A 17,076-nucleotide genomic window follows, 5' to 3' on the forward strand; every position below is an offset into this window, starting at 1 on the left:
GGGCACCATTCTTTTTATTGTTGAGTTAGAGTCTTTATAAATGCCTGCATATCCTCAGGAACTGCACACTCTATACGCACTTGTTGCTGAGTAAACGGATGCACGAACACCAAAGAATGTGCATGCAGCATCAGTCTAGGAGCTTTGGGTTCTTTCGGTGCTTGGTAGATATCATCCCCAAAAATTCCCATGCCTCGATCTGCCAGATGGACACGGATCTGGTGCATACGTCCTGTCAGGGGTTGGGCTTGCACCAGAAGAGCGGTCGGAAAGACCTCTAGTTTTTTAAATAGTGTATGGGCTTTGTCGCCGCCAGAGTTCACCCGCACCATTTTCATTTTCTTCAGTTTTGCATCCCGCATTTCGGCCAGATGGTTTTCGACCTCCCAGGCGTCGGCGGCTTTTTGCGTCCGCTTGGTCAGGCACAGATAGGTCTTTTGAATGCGGTGCAGTTTGAATAGATCCGCCAGGGGTTCGTTGGCGTCCTTGGTTTTGGCAAAGATCATCACGCCCGAAGTGTCGCGATCCAAGCGGTGATGCAAGGCCAGATAGAAGTCCTTGCCGCGTTCCTGTTGCAACTGCTGTTTTAAAGCGGTGAAGAAGTCCGGGCGGCTTTTGTCGACCGTCGGTTGAGAGGGAAGGCCCGCAGGCTTGGCTGCGGCTAGGAAGTAGTCGTCCTCAAAGAGAATCTCAAAGCTCATCGCTTATTGATCATGCAGAAATCAAGATTGGCGTTGATGAATTCACGCTGTTTCTCAAGTTCTGTTTTCGTGAAGCGGAAGTCAGAAACCTTACAGCCGTAGTTGTTTACGACTTCATGAATGGCCTGAACTTCGTCCATGGTCATGTTCAGTTTCCAGATCAGTTTCACCGCCAACCAGTCGCGGATATATTGGCAGCGGTAAGGAAGATTGCTTGGCAAGTAGCGGTCTGGGGCGCGATCCCCTTTAGACATATTCTGGCTGGCATCAGACGAAACGAGGTGGTTTTTGTAGCCCATATAATTGGCGTACAAGCAGCGTGTTTTATAGTCCCACTGCCAAGCACCAGATAGGTAAGCATTTTTTAGTGGAACCATGTGATCGATTTGGATTTCGCGGGCAACAACGACTTCTTTACCAGCGTATGGGTCGTTCCAGTGGCCGGATTCTACCACGCACTGTTTGCTACCTCTGTAGGTCACATCGGTGTTGGAGTCGCGAACCAGAACTTTTGCACGGGTGTTCATGCAGGTGTCATCCGTCGGGTCATTGATCCAACGGCCAAAGTGCAGTTTACGCATGTATTTTTCTTCAGGAGCTGGTGGAGCTTCTTCGTGCAGAGTCCACTTTAAAAGATTCACGACAAGCTTTTTAACCGCTTGGATGAACTGGGACGGGCCAAGTTCTGGTGAGTACTCCACAAAAGAGTATTCATTTCGGCGGGTTGTATCTGCTTCTAGGTTTTCTTCATCGACGGTGAAAAATTCTTGAGCGGGTGCGGGAGCAGCGGTGGCGGCGAAAGAGTGCGTTGCCACGACAGTGACCATAAACATGGCCACAAGCAAACTCATTCTATTCCCTTTAATCATTTTAAAGAGTGTCATTCTCGGGTCCCCCTCCGCGAATTGGACCCATTAAGCCCCAGAACGTGGGCAGTTTCAACAAAACAATTCGTCAGGATTTGGTTCGATCTGTATGCCGTGCATTAAGTTCCTAAAGAGACGTCAAAATGCCGTAACTTTGCGCAATTTTAATGGTTTTTGGCTTTCTCACTGCAGAAAAATTATAGCACTGAGACGTGGAATGGCACCCCGCGCAGGTTCAATGAGGCTAGTTCAAGGGGGCTGTTCCGGGGTTTTCTTGCGAAGAAGCAGGTGGTGTCGTTAAGCTGAAGGCTCAGTATAAAGAGGAGTGCATCTAATGAAAATGCTTTTGCTTACATCTGTTTTGGTATTTGGTTTGGCAGCGTGTTCCCACAAAGCGCACAAACATGAGAACTGTGGTTGTGGCGGCGCCAAGGCTGAAAAGTCCGAGTGCTCTGGTAAAGAGTGCGGCATGAAGAAAGAAAGCTGCGGGGACTGCAAAGAATCTTCCGAATCTAAATAGTCGGCAGATCCAAGATAGGTCGTTCGAAAAGGCTCAAGGAAAATCCTTGGGCCTTTCTTTATTTATGCACCCCCGTTGCCTCCGAATAATCCGTTGCTTTGAATAGGGCCCTAAATTACTTTTTGGTTGTTATACTTCCATATCAGAAGGGATTTTAGACATGAAAAAGGGCGCCCTTTTCGGACTCTTGGTGTTGGCGTGGCATCCTCAGGTCTTCTCTATAGATCTTCAGGAATATCTTAAAGTCGTTATTGAAAAAAATAAAACTGTCCAGGCTTTCGAAGTTTCCAAGGAAGCTGCAGAGGATCGCAAAACCGCCGGTGACATCGAGCTGGTTCCGGTATTCACAGCGGGGTTGAGTTATCTTAACGACAAAAGCCCCTTAGGGCAGTTTGCGCAGTTGGGTGGAACTCAGACCACGGCGAAGGATCTGAAGCTGGGACTGATGAAACGTTTTTCGACAGGAACAGATGTCAGTGTTTCTGCCAATGCCAGTGAAGTCGACAATGATGGGGCTTTGTTGAATCCGGCTTTTTCAAGATTTGCCTATGGCAGCTTGGGTGTGGGTCTGAGTCAGTCCTTGTGGAAGGATTCATTTGGAAATGCCACACGCCTTCGTTGGGAGCGTCAGGATGCGGTGACCGCCGCGGAAGTTGGCAAGTATGACCTGCAAAAGAAATTGTTGTTGGTCGATGCCGAAGCGGCGTACTGGGATTACGTCTATCAAAATGAAAATCTGCGCATTGGCAGGGCTTCGTTGGAACGGGCTCGTCGTATCGAATCCTGGACGCGTCGTCGTGTGAATGACGGCATCAGTGATCGCGCGGACTTGCTTTCTGCTCAGGCATTGGTGTCTGCGCGCCAGTTGCAATTGATCTCAGCGGAAGATGACATGGCCGGGGCAAAAAGAAAAATCCGGGATTACATGGAACTGAGAGATTCGGAAACCATTCCAGAGATCACGGGGAATATTTCCCAAACGCGCACCTTGAATTCCCTGGTTGATGGCAAAAGTGGTCGTGTGGTGGCGCTGGATGCTTATCTGGCATCCTTAAATTCCAAGGCGATGTCTTTGGTGGCGAGAGAAACTGAAGATGGTTATCGTCCGGATCTGGTTTTGTCAGGGGCTTATAACACCAATAACTTCCAACCGGATAAGGCCATGCCGGACGCCACTGCCAAATGGACGGATACGAATCTTCCAACCTGGAAAGTGGGTTTGAATCTGGTGTACATGTTCGACACGGACGTGAAGGGCTCAGCACAGTCGGCGGCTCGTAAAGATGCGCTGGCCGCGAAGCTGCAAAGTGAAAGAAAGATGCTCGACAGTGAAAGCGCGTGGATTGAAATCAACCGTCGTTATTCTGAGATGAGCAAACGCATCGAAGCGGCAAATCAGATCGCCCGATTGCAGTCGGATGCGGCGAAAGCGCAGGCGGACTTGTTTAATAAAGGCCGTTCGATCACTGCCAATGTAATCAATGCCGAAGAAGATGCTGCCGATGCAGAGTTAAATTTGACCAAGCTTAAGTCTGAACAAAGAAAGATGGAAGCCCAGGCACGCCTTTTTGTGGCTGTGGATGAAGGCAAAAGCGGGGAAGGGAACTAGTTATGAACTTACCGAGTCTGTCGATTCGAAGACCGATTTTTATCTCCTGTATCGTGATTCTGATGCTGATTCTGGGCGCGTTTTCTTTGCGCAAGATGCCCGTGGATATGTTTCCGGACGTGACCTTCCCGGTTCTGTTTGTGCAGGTGACTTATCCGGGGGCGTCGCCGCTGGATCTGGAAAAGCAGGTTTCAAAACTGATTGAAGATGAAGTCGGAAGTATTTCCGGTCTTAAAACCCTGACTTCGAACAATCTGGATGGGGTGGCGATCATCGTGGTCGAGTTCCAGTTGGGAACAGATATCAAAGAAGTCGAACAAGAGGTGCGTAACCGTATTGGCAACATCCGTCGGGATTTGCCGGCGGATATTTATGAGCCCGTAATTCGTCGCTTTGATCCGGCCGATCAGCCGATTGTGACTTTGGCAGTGACTTCTGATTTGCCCGAAGGCGCTGCTTATGACCTTGCCAACGAAACCATCAAGCCGCGTTTTGAGCGAATCAAGGACGTTGGACAGGTGGACATCTTTGGGGGGCGCAAGCAGGAAATCCACGTTCTTGTTGATAAGAACAGGCTGCAGGATCGTAAGATTTCCATGTTGCAGGTGTCACAGCGTGTGATCGACACGTCCAAGGATATTCCCATTGGTAAGATTGAAAACCATAAAGACGAAACCACCCTGCGTACGAACGGGGAGTTTGAATCCCTGAAGCAGATCGAGGACGTGAACGTCAACTTCGTGGGTTCGGACAAGGCCATCCTAATTAAGGATGTGGGTCGTGTCGTGAAAAGTCTTGAAGATCAGAAAACCATGGGCCGCATTCGCGGAGAGCGCGCGTTGTTGATGAATATCTATAAACAGCGTGGGGCCAATACTGTGGCAGTATCGGAAGCTGTGAAAAAGAACATCGAAAAGGTCAATGCCATGCTGAAAGAAAAAGGCATGAAGGGATCTGTGACGATGGTTCGCGATACGTCTCGTCCGATTCAGTTGAATGTATATGATGTGAAAGAATCCATCATTATCGGTATCATCCTGTGCGTGATCGTGGTGTTCTTCTTCCTGGGGTCAGCCCGTTCGACCTTCATCACGGCGATGGCGCTTCCGAACTCGCTTCTGGGTGGTTTTGTGATCATGTATGCGATGGGCTTTACCATCAATCTGATGACCTTGCTGGCTTTGTCGCTGGCGGTGGGGTTGCTGATCGATGATGCCATCGTGGTGCGGGAAAATATTTTCCGCCATCTGGAAATGGGTAAAAAACCTAAAGACGCCGCTTTGGATGGAACCAAGGAAGTGGCCATGGCCGTTGTTGCAACAACATTGGTTGTAATTGCGGTGTTTGGTCCAATCTCTTTCCTGCAAGGTATTGTGGGGCAGTTCTTCAAGCAGTTTGGTTTGACTGTCGTCTTTACAATGTTGATTTCGTTGTTTGATGCGTTCACCGTGGCGCCAATGCTGTCTGCGTACATGGCACACCCGAATGAGCACGTCAAAGGCGATGGCATCGTGGGCCGTATGCTGGCGGGCTTTGACCGCTTCCAGACCTGGCTTGAAAACTGGTATGAAAAGGCACTGAGATTCACGCTGGGGAATCCGAAAAAGGTTCTGGCGGGTGGGGCTGTGATCTTTGTGATGTCCATGGGGACTTTGGCATTTATTCCGGCCACCTTCCTGCCGTCTCCGGATAATGGAGAGTTCATGGTGAATATCGAGTTGCCGGTGGGTTCTTCTTTGATGGCGACCAGCAAATTCACAGAAAAGGTAGAGGCCTTGTTTGATAAGGACTCGGCCGTGGATATGATTATGACGATTGTTGGGAATACGAACAACGAGTCCAACAAGAGCTCTATCTTCATTCGCCTGGTTGAAAGAAAACATCGAAGCATGAATACCACAGACTATAAGGAGTCTTTGCGTAAGAAGCTTCCACAGTTTGCGGCGGAAGCGACGGTGTCGTTGGGTGACATTGATGCGGTGAACTCGGGTCAAAAACCTTTGAACGTCAATATTCAAGGTGAGGATCTGGAGCAGTTAAACCAGTACGCGACCAAGCTGGTCGAACGCTTCAAGAAAATTCCGGGTCTGGTGGATGTGGATACCAACTTCCGTTCCGGAAAACCGGAATTCCATGTGGTGTTTGATCGTGCGAAATCCGAAGCCTTGGGGGTTTCCACAGTCACTGCCGGGGCGGAGCTTCGTAATCGTACGGAAGGAAATGAACAGGCGATTTACCGTGAAGGTGGGATCGACTATAAAATCCGCGTGCGCTTTGAGGAAATGTACCGGGATCTGCGCACACAGTTTGCTTCCACATCTGTTCCGAATGCGAACTACAACATGATTCCGCTTTCACGAGTGGCACAAGGAGAAAACGCATCGGGATTCTCGCAGATCAACCGCCAGAATAAAGGTCGTTATATCCAGATTTCCGGAAATCTTGCCAAGGGTGGGGCACTGGGAACAATTTCTGCAGAGATTGAAAAAATCATTAAGAATGAAATCCAACCTCCGGCAGGAATTGATTATAGCTTCCAGGGGCAGGCCGATGACTTTAAAGAGCTGATTGAAAACATGTTGCTGGCAATCTTCCTGGGGGTCACGTTCATCTATCTGGTTCTGGCTAGCTTGTATGAAAGCTTTATCACTCCATTTACGATCTTGCTGGCTTTGCCGCTGGCGATGACCGGGGCGTTCCTGGCACTTTTGATTTTTGGTAAGACGATTGATATCTTCTCGCTGATCGGGATAGTGCTGCTCTTAGGGGTGGTGGCGAAGAACTCGATCTTGTTGGTGGATTATACAAACCATCTGATTCACGAAGGCATGGCTCGTAACGAAGCCATCATCAAAGCCTGCCGCACGCGTTTGCGCCCGATTCTGATGACGTCTTTGGCGTTGATCGCGGGTATGATTCCAATCGCGATTGGTCTGAATGAAGCTTCGGCGATGAGAACATCCATGGGTGTGGCCATCATCGGTGGTTTGATCAGTTCAACTTTGTTGACACTTTTGATCGTGCCAGCGGCATTTGGTTTCGTTGAAGACTTCAAGGCCTGGTTCCGTGCGAAACTGGCCCGCATCACCGGCTATCAGCCGTAAAGTCCCCGGAAGCTTCGGATTTGCTGAAGCTTCCTTTCAAACGGAGCCCAGTCGTCATTTTCGGCGACGGGCTTCCACAGTGCTTCCAATTCATCAATAATCAAAGAGCAAGCCGTGCCCGTTTGCAGGTAGGGATGTTGTGCCCTCAACGTGTCAGCGACTTCAAAGTAAGACAGGGAATCGCGTAGTTTTTTGAAGGACTCTTTCTGGTAAAGCTCTTTCTGGGGGGATCGCGACAGGCGTTCTTCAATGGCGCCGGAATGCAGATCATACAGCGTCTGTTCAAACAGTCCTTTTTCCTGATCCAGGAACTGGAAAAGATGAGTCACCAATTCGGCATTCAGATCATAAATTGCAGCGCCTTCTTCCAACGGGTTGTGCAGATTTAATCGCAATAGAAGTCTTCGCTGAACCTCGAAGTTGAATGCATCACCATAGTCCTCAAGGATTTCTTCAACTGGCAGATTTGGGAAAGCGACTTTCAGTGCGGCTCCCAGTTGATGCAGATTCCACAATACGGCAGTGGGCTGGCGTCCGAAGCAGTAAAGGCCGGTCTGATCAAAATAAGCGGCCGTAAATGCCGAATCATAGGCGGGCAGGAAACGGTAAGGGCCATAGTCAAAACTTTCACCCGTGATATTCATGTTGTCCGTATTTAGAACTCCATGAACAAAGCCCGCCATCATCCAGGCGGCCACGGTTTTGGCTGAAGCATAGCACACTTCACGCAGGAAAGCGGTGGCTTGTTCTGTGTCAGCAAGGCTCCCGAGAGATGGGTAGAAATACTTTACGCAGTACTGCAGGAGCTTTTTGATATTCTGTGGCTGATCCAAGAAGGCCAGACGTTGAAAGGTTCCAAAGCGGATATGGCTGTGACTGAGTCGTACTAAGACTCCTGCGCGGGTCGGTGAGGGTTCGTCATGTCTTTGCAGGCTTTCGCCAGTTTCAAAGACAGAGAATGTTTTGCTGGTGTTGACGCCATAAGATTGCAGGAGTTCTGTGGCCAGAATTTCCCGGAAGGCTCCTTTTAAAGTGAGTCGCCCATCGCCACCGCGCGAATAAGGAGTGCGCCCACTGCCCTTGGTCCCCAGATCTAAAAGGCGAGATCCCGCCTGAAGCTGCGCAAAAAGAAACCCACGTCCATCCCCCAGATCCGGGTTGTAACTGCGAAACTGGTGGCCATGGTATCGCAATGCCAAGGGCGCTTTGATGTTCTGAGGCAGGCTTTCAAGCTTCCAAAAATGATTTTGCCATTGCTCAGGCGTGAGATGGCCCAGGCCGACGGATTCGGCGGCATCCTGGTTGCGATAGCGCAAAATAGCCTGAGGAAACTGGGCAGGCGGCACTTCGTCGTAAAAATCAGGGCCAAGCTCATAAATAGGAGGTACAAAGGATGTCATGACCCCTTATCTTCTTTTCCATCCTCAAACGCAAGAGGGTCTATTCTAGTTGACAGTGACTTGCATTTAGGAGAAAACCAACTCACCAAAGGCGGTCTTGCGTGGACGAACAAACTCTTACCCAACCCTCATCAGCTCATCAACATTCCTGCTGCGAAGTGGATCATACTCAGCACGAGGAGTTCGCTGAAAAAACGGAGAATTGGGATCGCGTGGGAATCTTCCTGTCTTCCTTGTGTGCAATTCACTGCCTGGCGACTCCACTTCTGGTGTTGTTGCTTCCTGTTATGGGAGAGTTTTTCCATTCGGAGTGGGTGCATCTGACGATGGCGGTGGTTATCTTGCCTGTGGGGCTTTTTGCCTTCTGGTCGGGGTATAAACACCACAAGCAGACGCGTGTCTTTGCGTTGGGTGTATTAGGTCTTTTGATGGTGGCTGGGGCCTCTGTTTTGCCTCATGAGTGGGTGGAAGTGATGGAGCATGACGTGGTGACGATCGCCGGCAGTATTCTGCTAATTACTGCCCATATTCTAAATCGCCGCGCCTGCCTATGTCATAAGCACGAGCCGGCTCGCCCAAAGTAGTATATCGAACGCCAGTCAATGCAACTTTTTGTGGCAGGGGATGTGGCATTCTGCTGCGATTTTAATATGTTAGCATTAAATATTATGCGCCATCGCATGCTTTTTCATGTTTTCCAATTGAAAACCAAGTGAAAAGTAGTAGTGTTTAGTAGAAAACTAAATGATGGAGGCATCTATGATCGAAACTAAAATGAACCGTCGCGGTTTCTTCTCAACTCTTGCAAAGATCACTGGCGTTGCTGTGGTTGCACCAGCGGCTTTGTCTGCTGTTTTCTCTTCCACGGCTGAAGCTCAGAAAAAGCGTGGTGGCGCTCCGGCAGCGGGTGGCGCAGCGGCTGGTGGTATGCCAATGGTTGATCCAAACGACTCTGTGGCAAAAGCTGTAAAATACGTTGAGGACTTCAAAAAAGCTCCAGAAGCCAAAGGCAACGACTGTATGGGTTGCGGTTTCTACGCTAAAAAAGAAATGCGTAACGGTAAAGAAGTTGGCACTTGCACTATCTTCGCAGGTAAATTGGTTTACGGCCAAGGCTGGTGTGCTTCCTGGAATAAAAAAGCGTAGTCGTTTTTTTCATTCTGACGAAATAAAAAACCCTGATAAGAATTCTTATCAGGGTTTTTTATTTCAGTCTGTTCACTTATTATTTTTGATTGTCGCGTAAAGCACGGCGCAGGATTTTTCCGACGTTTGTTTTCGGAAGCTCAGTGCGGAACTCAACCAGACGAGGCACTTTGTAGTTCGTCAAGCTCTTGCGTGCATGCGCGATCACGTCTTCCGCTGTCAGGTTCGGATCTTTTTTTACCACCACCGCTTTAACGATTTCTCCGGAGTGTTCATCAGTAACACCGATGGCCGCCACCTCCAAAACCCCTGGGTGGGACGCGATAGCTTCTTCCACTTCGTTGGGATAAACGTTGAAGCCGGAAACCAGGATCATGTCTTTTTTGCGATCCACGATCTTAAAGAACCCATCAGCATCGGCTATGGCGATGTCGCCGGTTTTTAGCCATCCGTCGTTGAGGACTAGTGCGGTTTCATCCGGGCGATTCCAGTAACCCGCCATCACCTGAGGACCACGGCAGACCAGTTCGCCCGGTTCGCCCAAAGCAACCTCTTTACCGTCGTCGTCGACCAGCATGATGTCCGTGCTTGGGAACGGCAAACCAATGCTGCCCACGCGGTCTGTGCCATCAATCGGGTTGCAGGACACAACCGGAGAAGCTTCGGTTAGGCCATAACCTTCCACGATCACGGATTTTGTCAGCTCCATCCATTTTTCGGCCACCGGCTTTTGTAAAGTCATCGCGCCTGCGACACTGACTTTCACGCGGCTGAAATCAATGGTTGTGAATTCCGGATTGTTCATCAAAGCATTGAACAATGTATTTACACCCGCCATGAGGGTGAATGGCGTTTTCTTAAGTTCTTTGATAAATCCAGGAATGTCCCTTGGATTTGTGATCAGAACGTTTTCACTTCCATAGCGCAGCAGGCCCAGGCAGTTCAGCGTCAGTGCGAAGATGTGATACATCGGCAAGGCAGCAATAGCGACCTCTTCACCTTCACGCAGTTTTGGCGTCATCCAGTCGCAGATCTGCAGCATGTTTGCCATAACATTTCTGTGGGTCAGCATGGCACCCTTGGCCACGCCGGTAGTGCCCCCGGTGTACTGAAGGAAGGCGATGTCTTCCTGATTGGTTGGAACTTTCGAAGATGGCTTCATGGCCCCCAGTTCCAGTGCCTGACGGAACGAGTAGGCTTGAGGAATGCTGTAGGCTGGAACCATTTTTTTGATATAGCGAACAACAGAGTTTACCAAAATTCTTTTTGGTGTCGGGAAGAGGTCTGCGATTTCGGTGACAACAACGCTTTCGATGTCAGTGTCTTTGATGATCTCTTGCAGAAGGTGAGCATAGTTGGCCAGAATGACAATGGCTTTGGCGCCAGAGTCTTTGAACTGGTGACGCATTTCCTTTGCCGTGTACAGCGGGTTTGTATTTACGACTATCAGTCCTGAGCGCAAGGCCGCGAAAGCAACGATCGGGAATTGCAAAAGGTTTGGCATCTGAATAGCGATACGATCGCCTTTTTTCAGTTTCAGTTCATTTTGCAGGAAAGACGCAAACAGATCCACCTTCTTGTCCAGATCTGAGAAGGTGAGACTGACTCCCATGCTGGTGAAGGCTTTTTTGGAGTTGAATTTGCGGATGGCTTCTTCATAGACATCCACCAAGGAGCCGTAACGTGTCAGATCCACCTCGTGGGCAACGCCTTTTGGGTAGTTCTTGAGCCAAATTCTTTCCATGGAGACCTCCTGCTAAAGTTGCATCAATTTGATTCTCTGAAAGTTTAGAGTAAAGATTCAAGAGAGGTAAAGTAAATTCTTGTTTTCACAGGGCCTATTTGCAAAACTGGTGATATGAAACTTCGCCGTCTGTTTTTTGTTGCTGTGCTGCTTCTGACCTCCTGTTTCGGAAAGAAAGAGGAAACGTCAGCGCCTGCGCTTCAGAAAACCGTCAAAGTGCTTACTCCGAAGGCAGAAGAAGCTGCGAATAAAGATAAAAGTCTGGAATGGATGGTGCGCTATCTGGCTGAGGCGGATGGTATTCACCGTGAAGCTTGGTGGGTTTTGACCGCGGCGCGCCCTCCCATTGGCAAATCTCCTTTTGGAAAAGCGCAAAGAGCTTTGTTGTCTTCACAAAACATCAAGCTGACGAACAAGTCTTTGTTCCGGTGCGATCGCTATTTAGTGAAGCGCGATATTCTGGGTTTGGTAGGGTATCCACAAAAAGGCGATATCTTTGAAAAGTGCAGTGAAAAGTCTGAGGCCAAACGTCTTGCCAGTTTTGATGTTCCCAAAGAAGGCGAGCTGAATATCGTCTTCTATCCAGACCATCTTCAGGAGGTTTTGGGTTTGGGCGCAGGGATCTTGAACAAGCAGATTCAGTGCTCGTTGCGCGGTAAAGAAAAACTGGAAAGCCTGAATTGCAAGGACTGGGCGCAGGATCGAACGAAAGAGCAAATGATTCGTCTGGATGTGTATGACTATCAGAAGTCCGGAAAGAATTTGATCAAACTGCGCGGGAAAGTGTATGAAAATCTGACCGACATTCGCAAGATCGAAGCGGACGTTCCGATGGAAGGCAAGATCACGGTTTTGGAAACCGAGTTGTATGCACCAGAAGCGCCGCCCGTGGTGGCAACGCCAACCCCTGCCGTTGTTCCGACAAAGCCGGGGGGGAGCCGGCCGTTGGAGCCCGTCAGTGGTGGCAATCCTAATTTAGGCATGCCACCGTCGCGGGATCTTCCGGGTGGTGTTGATCCGGATGTGATGTTGCAGCGAGAGCAGCAAGGGCAGCCACAGGGGGTTGAGTCCGTACCTGTAGAACCGGGCGCTGATGGCTGGCCGGAAGGAGAAGCCCCGCCACAAGAGCAACATCATCAGGAAGGCGACGTAGACCCGTCCATGATTGTTCCTGAACCGATTCCACAACCGATACCACAGCAAATTGAACCAGTAGAAGGAGCCCCGCATGGCCGCTAAAATTGAAATGGGTAAGAAAGTTCCTAATTTTAAAATTCCGTCCTCCAGTGGAGAAACTTTGAGTCTGTCCAGTCTGAAGGGGAAAAAAGTGGTGTTGTACTTCTATCCGAAAGACAGCACTCCGGGCTGCACCACAGAAGGCATTGAGTTCAATGAACTGTTGCCGCAATTTAAAAAACAAAATGCGGTGATTTTTGGTGTTTCTCGCGACAGTTTGAAGTCCCATGATAAATTTATCTGCAAGTACGACTTTAAGTTTGAGCTTTTATCCGACGAGGAAGAAGAGCTTTGCCAATTGTTTGATGTGATCAAAGAAAAGAACATGTACGGCAAAAAAGTCATGGGTATTGAGCGCAGCACCTTCGTTATTGATGAAGATCAAAAGCTGGTGGGAGAGTTTCGCAAGATCAAAGCTCAGGGGCATGCAGCCGAGATGCTTCAGTTTGTGAAAGACCTCTAGCTTTCTGCAAGAGCGAGCAGGGCTACCAGCCAAGACCGATCGAAAAGACCATACAGCTAAGATCGTATTTGGAGTTAAAGAGTGTGGCGCCCTCGCTCTTATAAAGAACTTCTGAATTGAAGTTCCACTTGTTGTTGTTGGCACTGGTCAGAATCCACTCAGAGCCGATTCCGGCAGCATACCCCGTTGAGAATGACTGGTCGCTGCGATGAATATTCTGCAGCTCCACGGTTTTTCCTAAGGCCACGAAATTGTACCCCAAGACACCGCCACCGGAAAAATAGACATTGAAGCCTCTTTTTTTTCGTTCGATCACAAAGAGCTGAAGACCCGCCTCTGCGGTGGAGTTGTAGTATTTGAAGGAACTGGAAACTTCGGCGGTGCCATCCAGAAAAGTTTGAGTTCCCGTCATGCTTCCGACCTTGAAGCCGAAATAAGGAATCAAACGTTTGCCATCCATAAAAACGGTGATTCCGGCGCCCAGGCCGGTGGCTGTTTCGGCAAAGGACTTACCCGGTTCGCCAGAATAGATGCTTTGATAGGCGCTGAATCTTGTGCTGGGAAAAAGGCCACTCTGATTCGCTTCACAGTCTTTCGACGCTGCGAAAAATGCGCAAAATAGTGTGAAGTAATAAAAATAAGATCTCAGCATTAGTATGAAGATCGGATGGTGTTAAGGAAAGTTAACCGTCCGCGGGCTTCTTCTATACAAAGGCCCCACATCCTTTGCTATCTCTTAATCTTTCTTTGTTGGAAATTACAGCGCCGAAATGGAGGGGTCGAAAGATATCACCCGTTTGGTGTGTGTCGAAGGTAAAAAAAAGCTCCCCGGATCGGGGAGCTTTTGGGGTGTTTAGTGCTTGGTGCTGTCAGCCGCCTGAACCATCAGTTCTGCGATCTGTTGCGAGAACTTCACTGGATCAGGCAGGTTGGAGCCTTCTGTCAGCAAGGCCTGTGCATAAAGAATCTCGGCCCACTTGGTCTGCTGATCCGGAGAGGCCTTCAGCATTTTTTCAAAGACCGGGTGGTTGGGGTTGATCTCCATAATGCGTTTGATGCTTTGACCTGCATATTCTTTACCCATCTGAGACATCAACTTCTGCATGTGCGCCGATGGGGCTGCAGAAGATGCCACCAAGCATGCAGGTGTGTTGGTCAGACGCTCGGAAAGGACCACGTCTTTGACGTTATTTTCCAACGTCTTTTTCATGGATTCCAAAACCGGCTTCAAAGTAACTTCGGCCTGTTTCTTTTCCTCTTCCTTCTTTTGCTTTTCTTCAGCGGTGTCTAGGTCCAGACCTTCACGCATGATGGATTGCAATTTTTTGCCTTTGAATTCATTCATGGCATCAACAACCCATTCATCGACAGGGTCCACCAACAACAGAACCTCGAAACCTTTTTCTTTCAGTTTTTCAAGGTAAGGGCTGTTGGACACCTGAGACAAAGAATCCCCTGTGATGTAGAAGATCTCTTTTTGGTTTTCTTTCATGCGCGCCACATATTCATCCAAAGTCGTCATTTTATCTGACGAAGTGGAGTGGAACAAAAGCAGATCCTGAAGCTTTTCCTTGTTAGGAGCATCGGATGGGATGCCTTCTTTCAAAGTAGCGCCGAACTCTGTCCAGAAGTCTTCATAGGCACTGCGCTCTTTCGTCAAAAGATCCTTCAGGGTGGCAATTGCTTTGGTTGTCACATTCTTGCGAATCTGCGTGACCTGGCGGTCTTGTTGCAAAAGCTCGCGAGACACATTCAGGGATAAATCACTGCTGTCCACCAGGCCTTTTACAAAGCGCAGGTACGGTGGCAGAAGATCCTTGCAATCCGCCATGATGAACACGCGTTTGATGTAAAGGCTCAAACCGTATTCCATGTCGCGCATGTTGTAGTTCCAAGGTTTTTTACCCGGAACATACAGCAAGGCATTGAACTCCATCGTGCCTTCGGCTTTGTAGTGAACGGTGCGCAAAGGCTCGTTCCAGTCTTGCGTCAAGTGCTGATAGAAGTCTTTGTATTCTTCTTTGGAAATTTCGGAAGGGGACTTCAGCCAGATGGCTTTTTGCGAGTTCAGAGTCTCGTCTTCTTTTTCTCCCATCATTTTGATCGGATGAGCAATGAAGTCGGAGTATTTTTTTACCAGGGATTTTAGAACCCACTTGTCGGTGAAATCCTGAACTTCGTCTTCTTCCTTGAAGGACTTCATATGCAACGTGATGGTCGTGCCTGTTCCTTCCGGGCGTGGAACAGAGTCTAGAGAGTAGGTGCCATCCCCTTGAGATTCCCACACTGTACCATCATTGGAGCCAGCTTTTTGGGTGTGCAGGGTCACACGATCTGCCACCATGAAAGCAGAATAGAAGCCCACACCGAACTGACCGATCAGTTCCGGTTTGGTTTTCATTTCGGCATTCATTTGCATGAAGGCTTTAGCGCCAGAGCGGGCGATCGTGCCGATAAATTCGGTCACTTCCTCTTGGGTCATGCCGATACCGTTATCGATGATTTTCAGTGTCTTGGTTTCGCTGTTAGGCTCCAGACGGATTTGTGGCTGCCAGTTTTCAGGCAACAGGGACGGGTGAGTCAAAGAGTTGAATTTGAGTTTGTCGATAGCATCAGACGCGTTGGACAGAAGTTCGCGGAGGAAGATCTCTTTGTGTGAGTACAAAGAGTGGATCACAATATCCAGAAGCTGTTTGATTTCTGCATTAAAATTTTGCACCTGCTTGGCCATATAAACTCCTTCAAAAGGCTTAAACACCCTCTAATTGTGAGTCTTCGCGGGGATTTGGCAAGGTCGGGGTGGTCAAAAACTTATGGCAGCTCTAAAAATTACTAATTGGTCGTTCGTGGATGCCTTGTGTTAGTCTGATTTTATGCGTTTTAGCCAATCGGCCAACCTTATTCTAGCTCTCACCATCACCACCCCGTAGGGGTCACAGCTTTATTTTTGCGGCCCCGTCGGGGTTCGCTCAGAAAACCAATGTCATTTTCATAAATTTTTATATCTGCCCAAAATGCTGGCAGAGGAGTTGTTTTATTATGTCTTCTGTTAAAAACGGACAGGCCGGGGTGAGCCATGTCCAAAAAGATCATCGAGAGCTAAATCATGAACTGAATTACTTCCAAGTGGACGAAGCCATCGGCGCAGGATTGCCTTTGTGGCTTCCGGCCGGCGTGGTGATTCGTGACGAGCTGGAAAAATTAATGCGCGAACTGGAGTTCCTGGCAGGTTACGAGCGTGTGGTCAGTCCTCATATCGCCAAAGAGGATTTGTATTTTCAGTCCGGTCATCTGCCTTATTATGAAGAGTCCATGTATCCCGCCATCGATCTTGAAAGTGTGCGCTATCGTTTGCGCCCGATGTGCTGTCCGCATCATCACAGAATTTTTTCCTCCAAATTGCGCAGCTATCGCGATTTGCCGCTGCGTTTGGCTGAATACGGCCAGGTCTATCGCTATGAGGGGTCGGGGGCGCTTTCCGGTCTGATGCGGGTGCGGGGGCTTTGTCAGAATGATGCTCATTTGTATGTGCGTGAATCGCAGGTGAAGGCCGAGATCCTGAAGGTTCTGCAAATGTATCAGAAGGCCTATCAGATTTTAGGTATCAAAAAATATCGCCTGCGACTTTCCAAGTGGGATCGCAGTGGGGATAAGTATGTTTCGATGCCGGAAAAGTGGGAGTGGGCGGAAAATATTTTGCGCGAAGTTTTGATCGAAAGCGGATTGCCGTTTGAAGAAGAAGCCGGGGAGGCCGCCTTCTATGGACCGAAGATCGATATTCAAATTGAGTCGGTGCAAGGCAAAGAGGAAAGCGCCTCCACTGTTCAGCTGGACTTCATCAGTGCAGAACGCTTTGACTTGTCCTTCATCAATGAAGCGGGCGAAAAGGAGCGGCCGGTGATCTTACATCGGGCACCGCTGGGTTCGCATGAGCGCATGGTGGCCCTGTTGGTGGAGCTTTATCAAGGGGCGCTGCCATTGTGGCTTTCGCCGGAGCAGGTGGTGATTGTGCCGTTGGCGGACCGGCATGTGGCAGCGGCAGAAGAAGTCCGCAGCATGTTACATAATGCTTTCTTGCGCGTGCGGGTTGATGAGCGCGTGGAATCGCTGCAACGAAAGCTGGCCGAAGCGTGGCAAAGCAAGGCTTGTTATGTCGTTGTGATTGGCGACCGCGAGGTCGATGAAGGCATGATCAGCGTCCAACGCCGAGGCGACCCCTCTCGGCAGAAGATGGCGGGAGGGGATTTGCGGGAACTCTTGCAAAAGGAAGTCAGCTCCCGGTGGTAA

The 17,076-nt window shown here is 49.3% G+C and carries 14 protein-coding genes; 8 read left to right on the plus strand and 6 right to left on the minus strand.

All coding sequences use genetic code 11. The features are described 5' to 3' along the window. Positions 1-14 precede the first annotated feature (14 nt). Positions 15-701, minus strand: a complete 687-nt coding sequence (locus ACES2G_RS07960; protein ID WP_374001774.1) for an RluA family pseudouridine synthase — start codon at positions 699-701, stop codon at positions 15-17. After that, positions 698-1,552, minus strand: coding sequence for an HNH endonuclease family protein (locus ACES2G_RS07965; protein WP_374001775.1), 855 nt, complete (start codon positions 1,550-1,552; stop codon positions 698-700). The genes ACES2G_RS07960 and ACES2G_RS07965 overlap by 4 nt, the downstream gene beginning before the upstream one ends. A 349-nt stretch (positions 1,553-1,901) precedes the next feature. Between ACES2G_RS07965 and ACES2G_RS07970 the strand changes: the two genes are divergently transcribed. From ACES2G_RS07970 to ACES2G_RS07980, 3 genes are all read left to right on the plus strand, one after another. After that, on the plus strand, positions 1,902-2,087 hold the full coding sequence (locus ACES2G_RS07970; RefSeq protein ID WP_347358818.1) for a hypothetical protein: 186 nt from the start codon (positions 1,902-1,904) through the stop codon (positions 2,085-2,087). Positions 2,088-2,247: 160 nt separating this feature from the next. Continuing rightward, positions 2,248-3,696, plus strand: a complete 1,449-nt coding sequence (locus ACES2G_RS07975; RefSeq protein WP_347358819.1) for a TolC family protein — start codon at positions 2,248-2,250, stop codon at positions 3,694-3,696. Between the two features lie 2 nt (positions 3,697-3,698). Continuing rightward, positions 3,699-6,800, plus strand: a complete 3,102-nt coding sequence (locus ACES2G_RS07980) for an efflux RND transporter permease subunit (protein ID WP_347358820.1) — start codon at positions 3,699-3,701, stop codon at positions 6,798-6,800. On the opposite strand, the gene ACES2G_RS07985 is transcribed toward ACES2G_RS07980, so the two are convergent. Continuing rightward, on the minus strand, positions 6,791-8,200 hold the full coding sequence (locus ACES2G_RS07985) for a protein adenylyltransferase SelO family protein (protein WP_374001776.1): 1,410 nt from the start codon (positions 8,198-8,200) through the stop codon (positions 6,791-6,793). The two genes, ACES2G_RS07980 and ACES2G_RS07985, sit on opposite strands and share 10 nt — an antisense overlap. A 101-nt stretch (positions 8,201-8,301) precedes the next feature. Here ACES2G_RS07985 and ACES2G_RS07990 point away from each other — a divergent pair, with 101 nt between their 5' ends. Continuing rightward, positions 8,302-8,784: a MerC domain-containing protein gene (locus ACES2G_RS07990; protein ID WP_374001777.1), complete on the plus strand. Its 483-nt coding sequence runs from the start codon at positions 8,302-8,304 to the stop codon at positions 8,782-8,784. 175 nt (positions 8,785-8,959) lie between these two features. Next, on the plus strand, positions 8,960-9,346 hold the full coding sequence (locus ACES2G_RS07995) for a high-potential iron-sulfur protein (protein ID WP_347358823.1): 387 nt from the start codon (positions 8,960-8,962) through the stop codon (positions 9,344-9,346). Positions 9,347-9,425: 79 nt separating this feature from the next. Here the strand turns inward: ACES2G_RS07995 and ACES2G_RS08000 are convergent, their stop codons facing one another. Beyond that, entirely contained in the window at positions 9,426-11,090 is a 1,665-nt protein-coding gene (locus ACES2G_RS08000) for an AMP-binding protein (protein WP_347358824.1), read from the minus strand. Between the two features lie 114 nt (positions 11,091-11,204). On the opposite strand from ACES2G_RS08000, the gene ACES2G_RS08005 reads away from it, so the two are divergent. Both ACES2G_RS08005 and ACES2G_RS08010 read left to right on the plus strand, forming a co-directional pair. Continuing rightward, positions 11,205-12,329, plus strand: a complete 1,125-nt coding sequence (locus tag ACES2G_RS08005) for a hypothetical protein (protein ID WP_374001778.1) — start codon at positions 11,205-11,207, stop codon at positions 12,327-12,329. Then, the gene (locus tag ACES2G_RS08010) at positions 12,319-12,789 is read left to right on the plus strand and encodes a peroxiredoxin (RefSeq protein ID WP_374001779.1); all 471 of its coding nucleotides are present in this window, start codon (positions 12,319-12,321) and stop codon (positions 12,787-12,789) included. Before ACES2G_RS08005 ends, ACES2G_RS08010 begins: the two co-directional genes overlap by 11 nt. A gap of 22 nt (positions 12,790-12,811) precedes the next feature. Here ACES2G_RS08010 and ACES2G_RS08015 read toward each other — a convergent pair whose 3' ends face one another. Then, complete coding sequence (locus ACES2G_RS08015; protein ID WP_374001780.1) at positions 12,812-13,441, minus strand: hypothetical protein; 630 nt, start codon at positions 13,439-13,441, stop codon at positions 12,812-12,814. 201 nt (positions 13,442-13,642) lie between these two features. Then, the gene (gene htpG / locus ACES2G_RS08020) at positions 13,643-15,520 is read right to left on the minus strand and encodes a molecular chaperone HtpG (RefSeq protein WP_374001781.1); all 1,878 of its coding nucleotides are present in this window, start codon (positions 15,518-15,520) and stop codon (positions 13,643-13,645) included. Between the two features lie 308 nt (positions 15,521-15,828). Between htpG and thrS the strand changes: the two genes are divergently transcribed. Next, on the plus strand, positions 15,829-17,076 hold the full coding sequence (thrS, locus tag ACES2G_RS08025) for a threonine--tRNA ligase (RefSeq protein ID WP_374001782.1): 1,248 nt from the start codon (positions 15,829-15,831) through the stop codon (positions 17,074-17,076).

Origin of the sequence: Bdellovibrio bacteriovorus (assembly GCF_041888015.1) — a bacterium.
GTDB lineage: Bacteria > Bdellovibrionota > Bdellovibrionia > Bdellovibrionales > Bdellovibrionaceae > Bdellovibrio.

Excerpts from the sequence above, each read along its gene's own strand:
- ACES2G_RS07960 (WP_374001774.1), bottom strand. The coding sequence starts at position 701 with ATGAGCTTTGAGATTCTCTTTGAGGACGACTACTTCCTAGCCGCAGCC.
- ACES2G_RS07965 (WP_374001775.1), bottom strand. The coding sequence starts at position 1,552 with ATGAGTTTGCTTGTGGCCATGTTTATGGTCACTGTCGTGGCAACGCAC.
- ACES2G_RS07970 (WP_347358818.1), top strand. The coding sequence starts at position 1,902 with ATGAAAATGCTTTTGCTTACATCTGTTTTGGTATTTGGTTTGGCAGCG.
- ACES2G_RS07975 (WP_347358819.1), top strand. The coding sequence starts at position 2,248 with ATGAAAAAGGGCGCCCTTTTCGGACTCTTGGTGTTGGCGTGGCATCCT.
- ACES2G_RS07980 (WP_347358820.1), top strand. The coding sequence starts at position 3,699 with ATGAACTTACCGAGTCTGTCGATTCGAAGACCGATTTTTATCTCCTGT.
- ACES2G_RS07985 (WP_374001776.1), bottom strand. The coding sequence starts at position 8,200 with ATGACATCCTTTGTACCTCCTATTTATGAGCTTGGCCCTGATTTTTAC.
- ACES2G_RS07995 (WP_347358823.1), top strand. The coding sequence starts at position 8,960 with ATGATCGAAACTAAAATGAACCGTCGCGGTTTCTTCTCAACTCTTGCA.
- ACES2G_RS08000 (WP_347358824.1), bottom strand. The coding sequence starts at position 11,090 with ATGGAAAGAATTTGGCTCAAGAACTACCCAAAAGGCGTTGCCCACGAG.
- ACES2G_RS08005 (WP_374001778.1), top strand. The coding sequence starts at position 11,205 with ATGAAACTTCGCCGTCTGTTTTTTGTTGCTGTGCTGCTTCTGACCTCC.
- ACES2G_RS08010 (WP_374001779.1), top strand. The coding sequence starts at position 12,319 with ATGGCCGCTAAAATTGAAATGGGTAAGAAAGTTCCTAATTTTAAAATT.
- ACES2G_RS08015 (WP_374001780.1), bottom strand. The coding sequence starts at position 13,441 with ATGCTGAGATCTTATTTTTATTACTTCACACTATTTTGCGCATTTTTC.
- htpG (WP_374001781.1), bottom strand. The coding sequence starts at position 15,520 with ATGGCCAAGCAGGTGCAAAATTTTAATGCAGAAATCAAACAGCTTCTG.
- thrS (WP_374001782.1), top strand. The coding sequence starts at position 15,829 with ATGTCTTCTGTTAAAAACGGACAGGCCGGGGTGAGCCATGTCCAAAAA.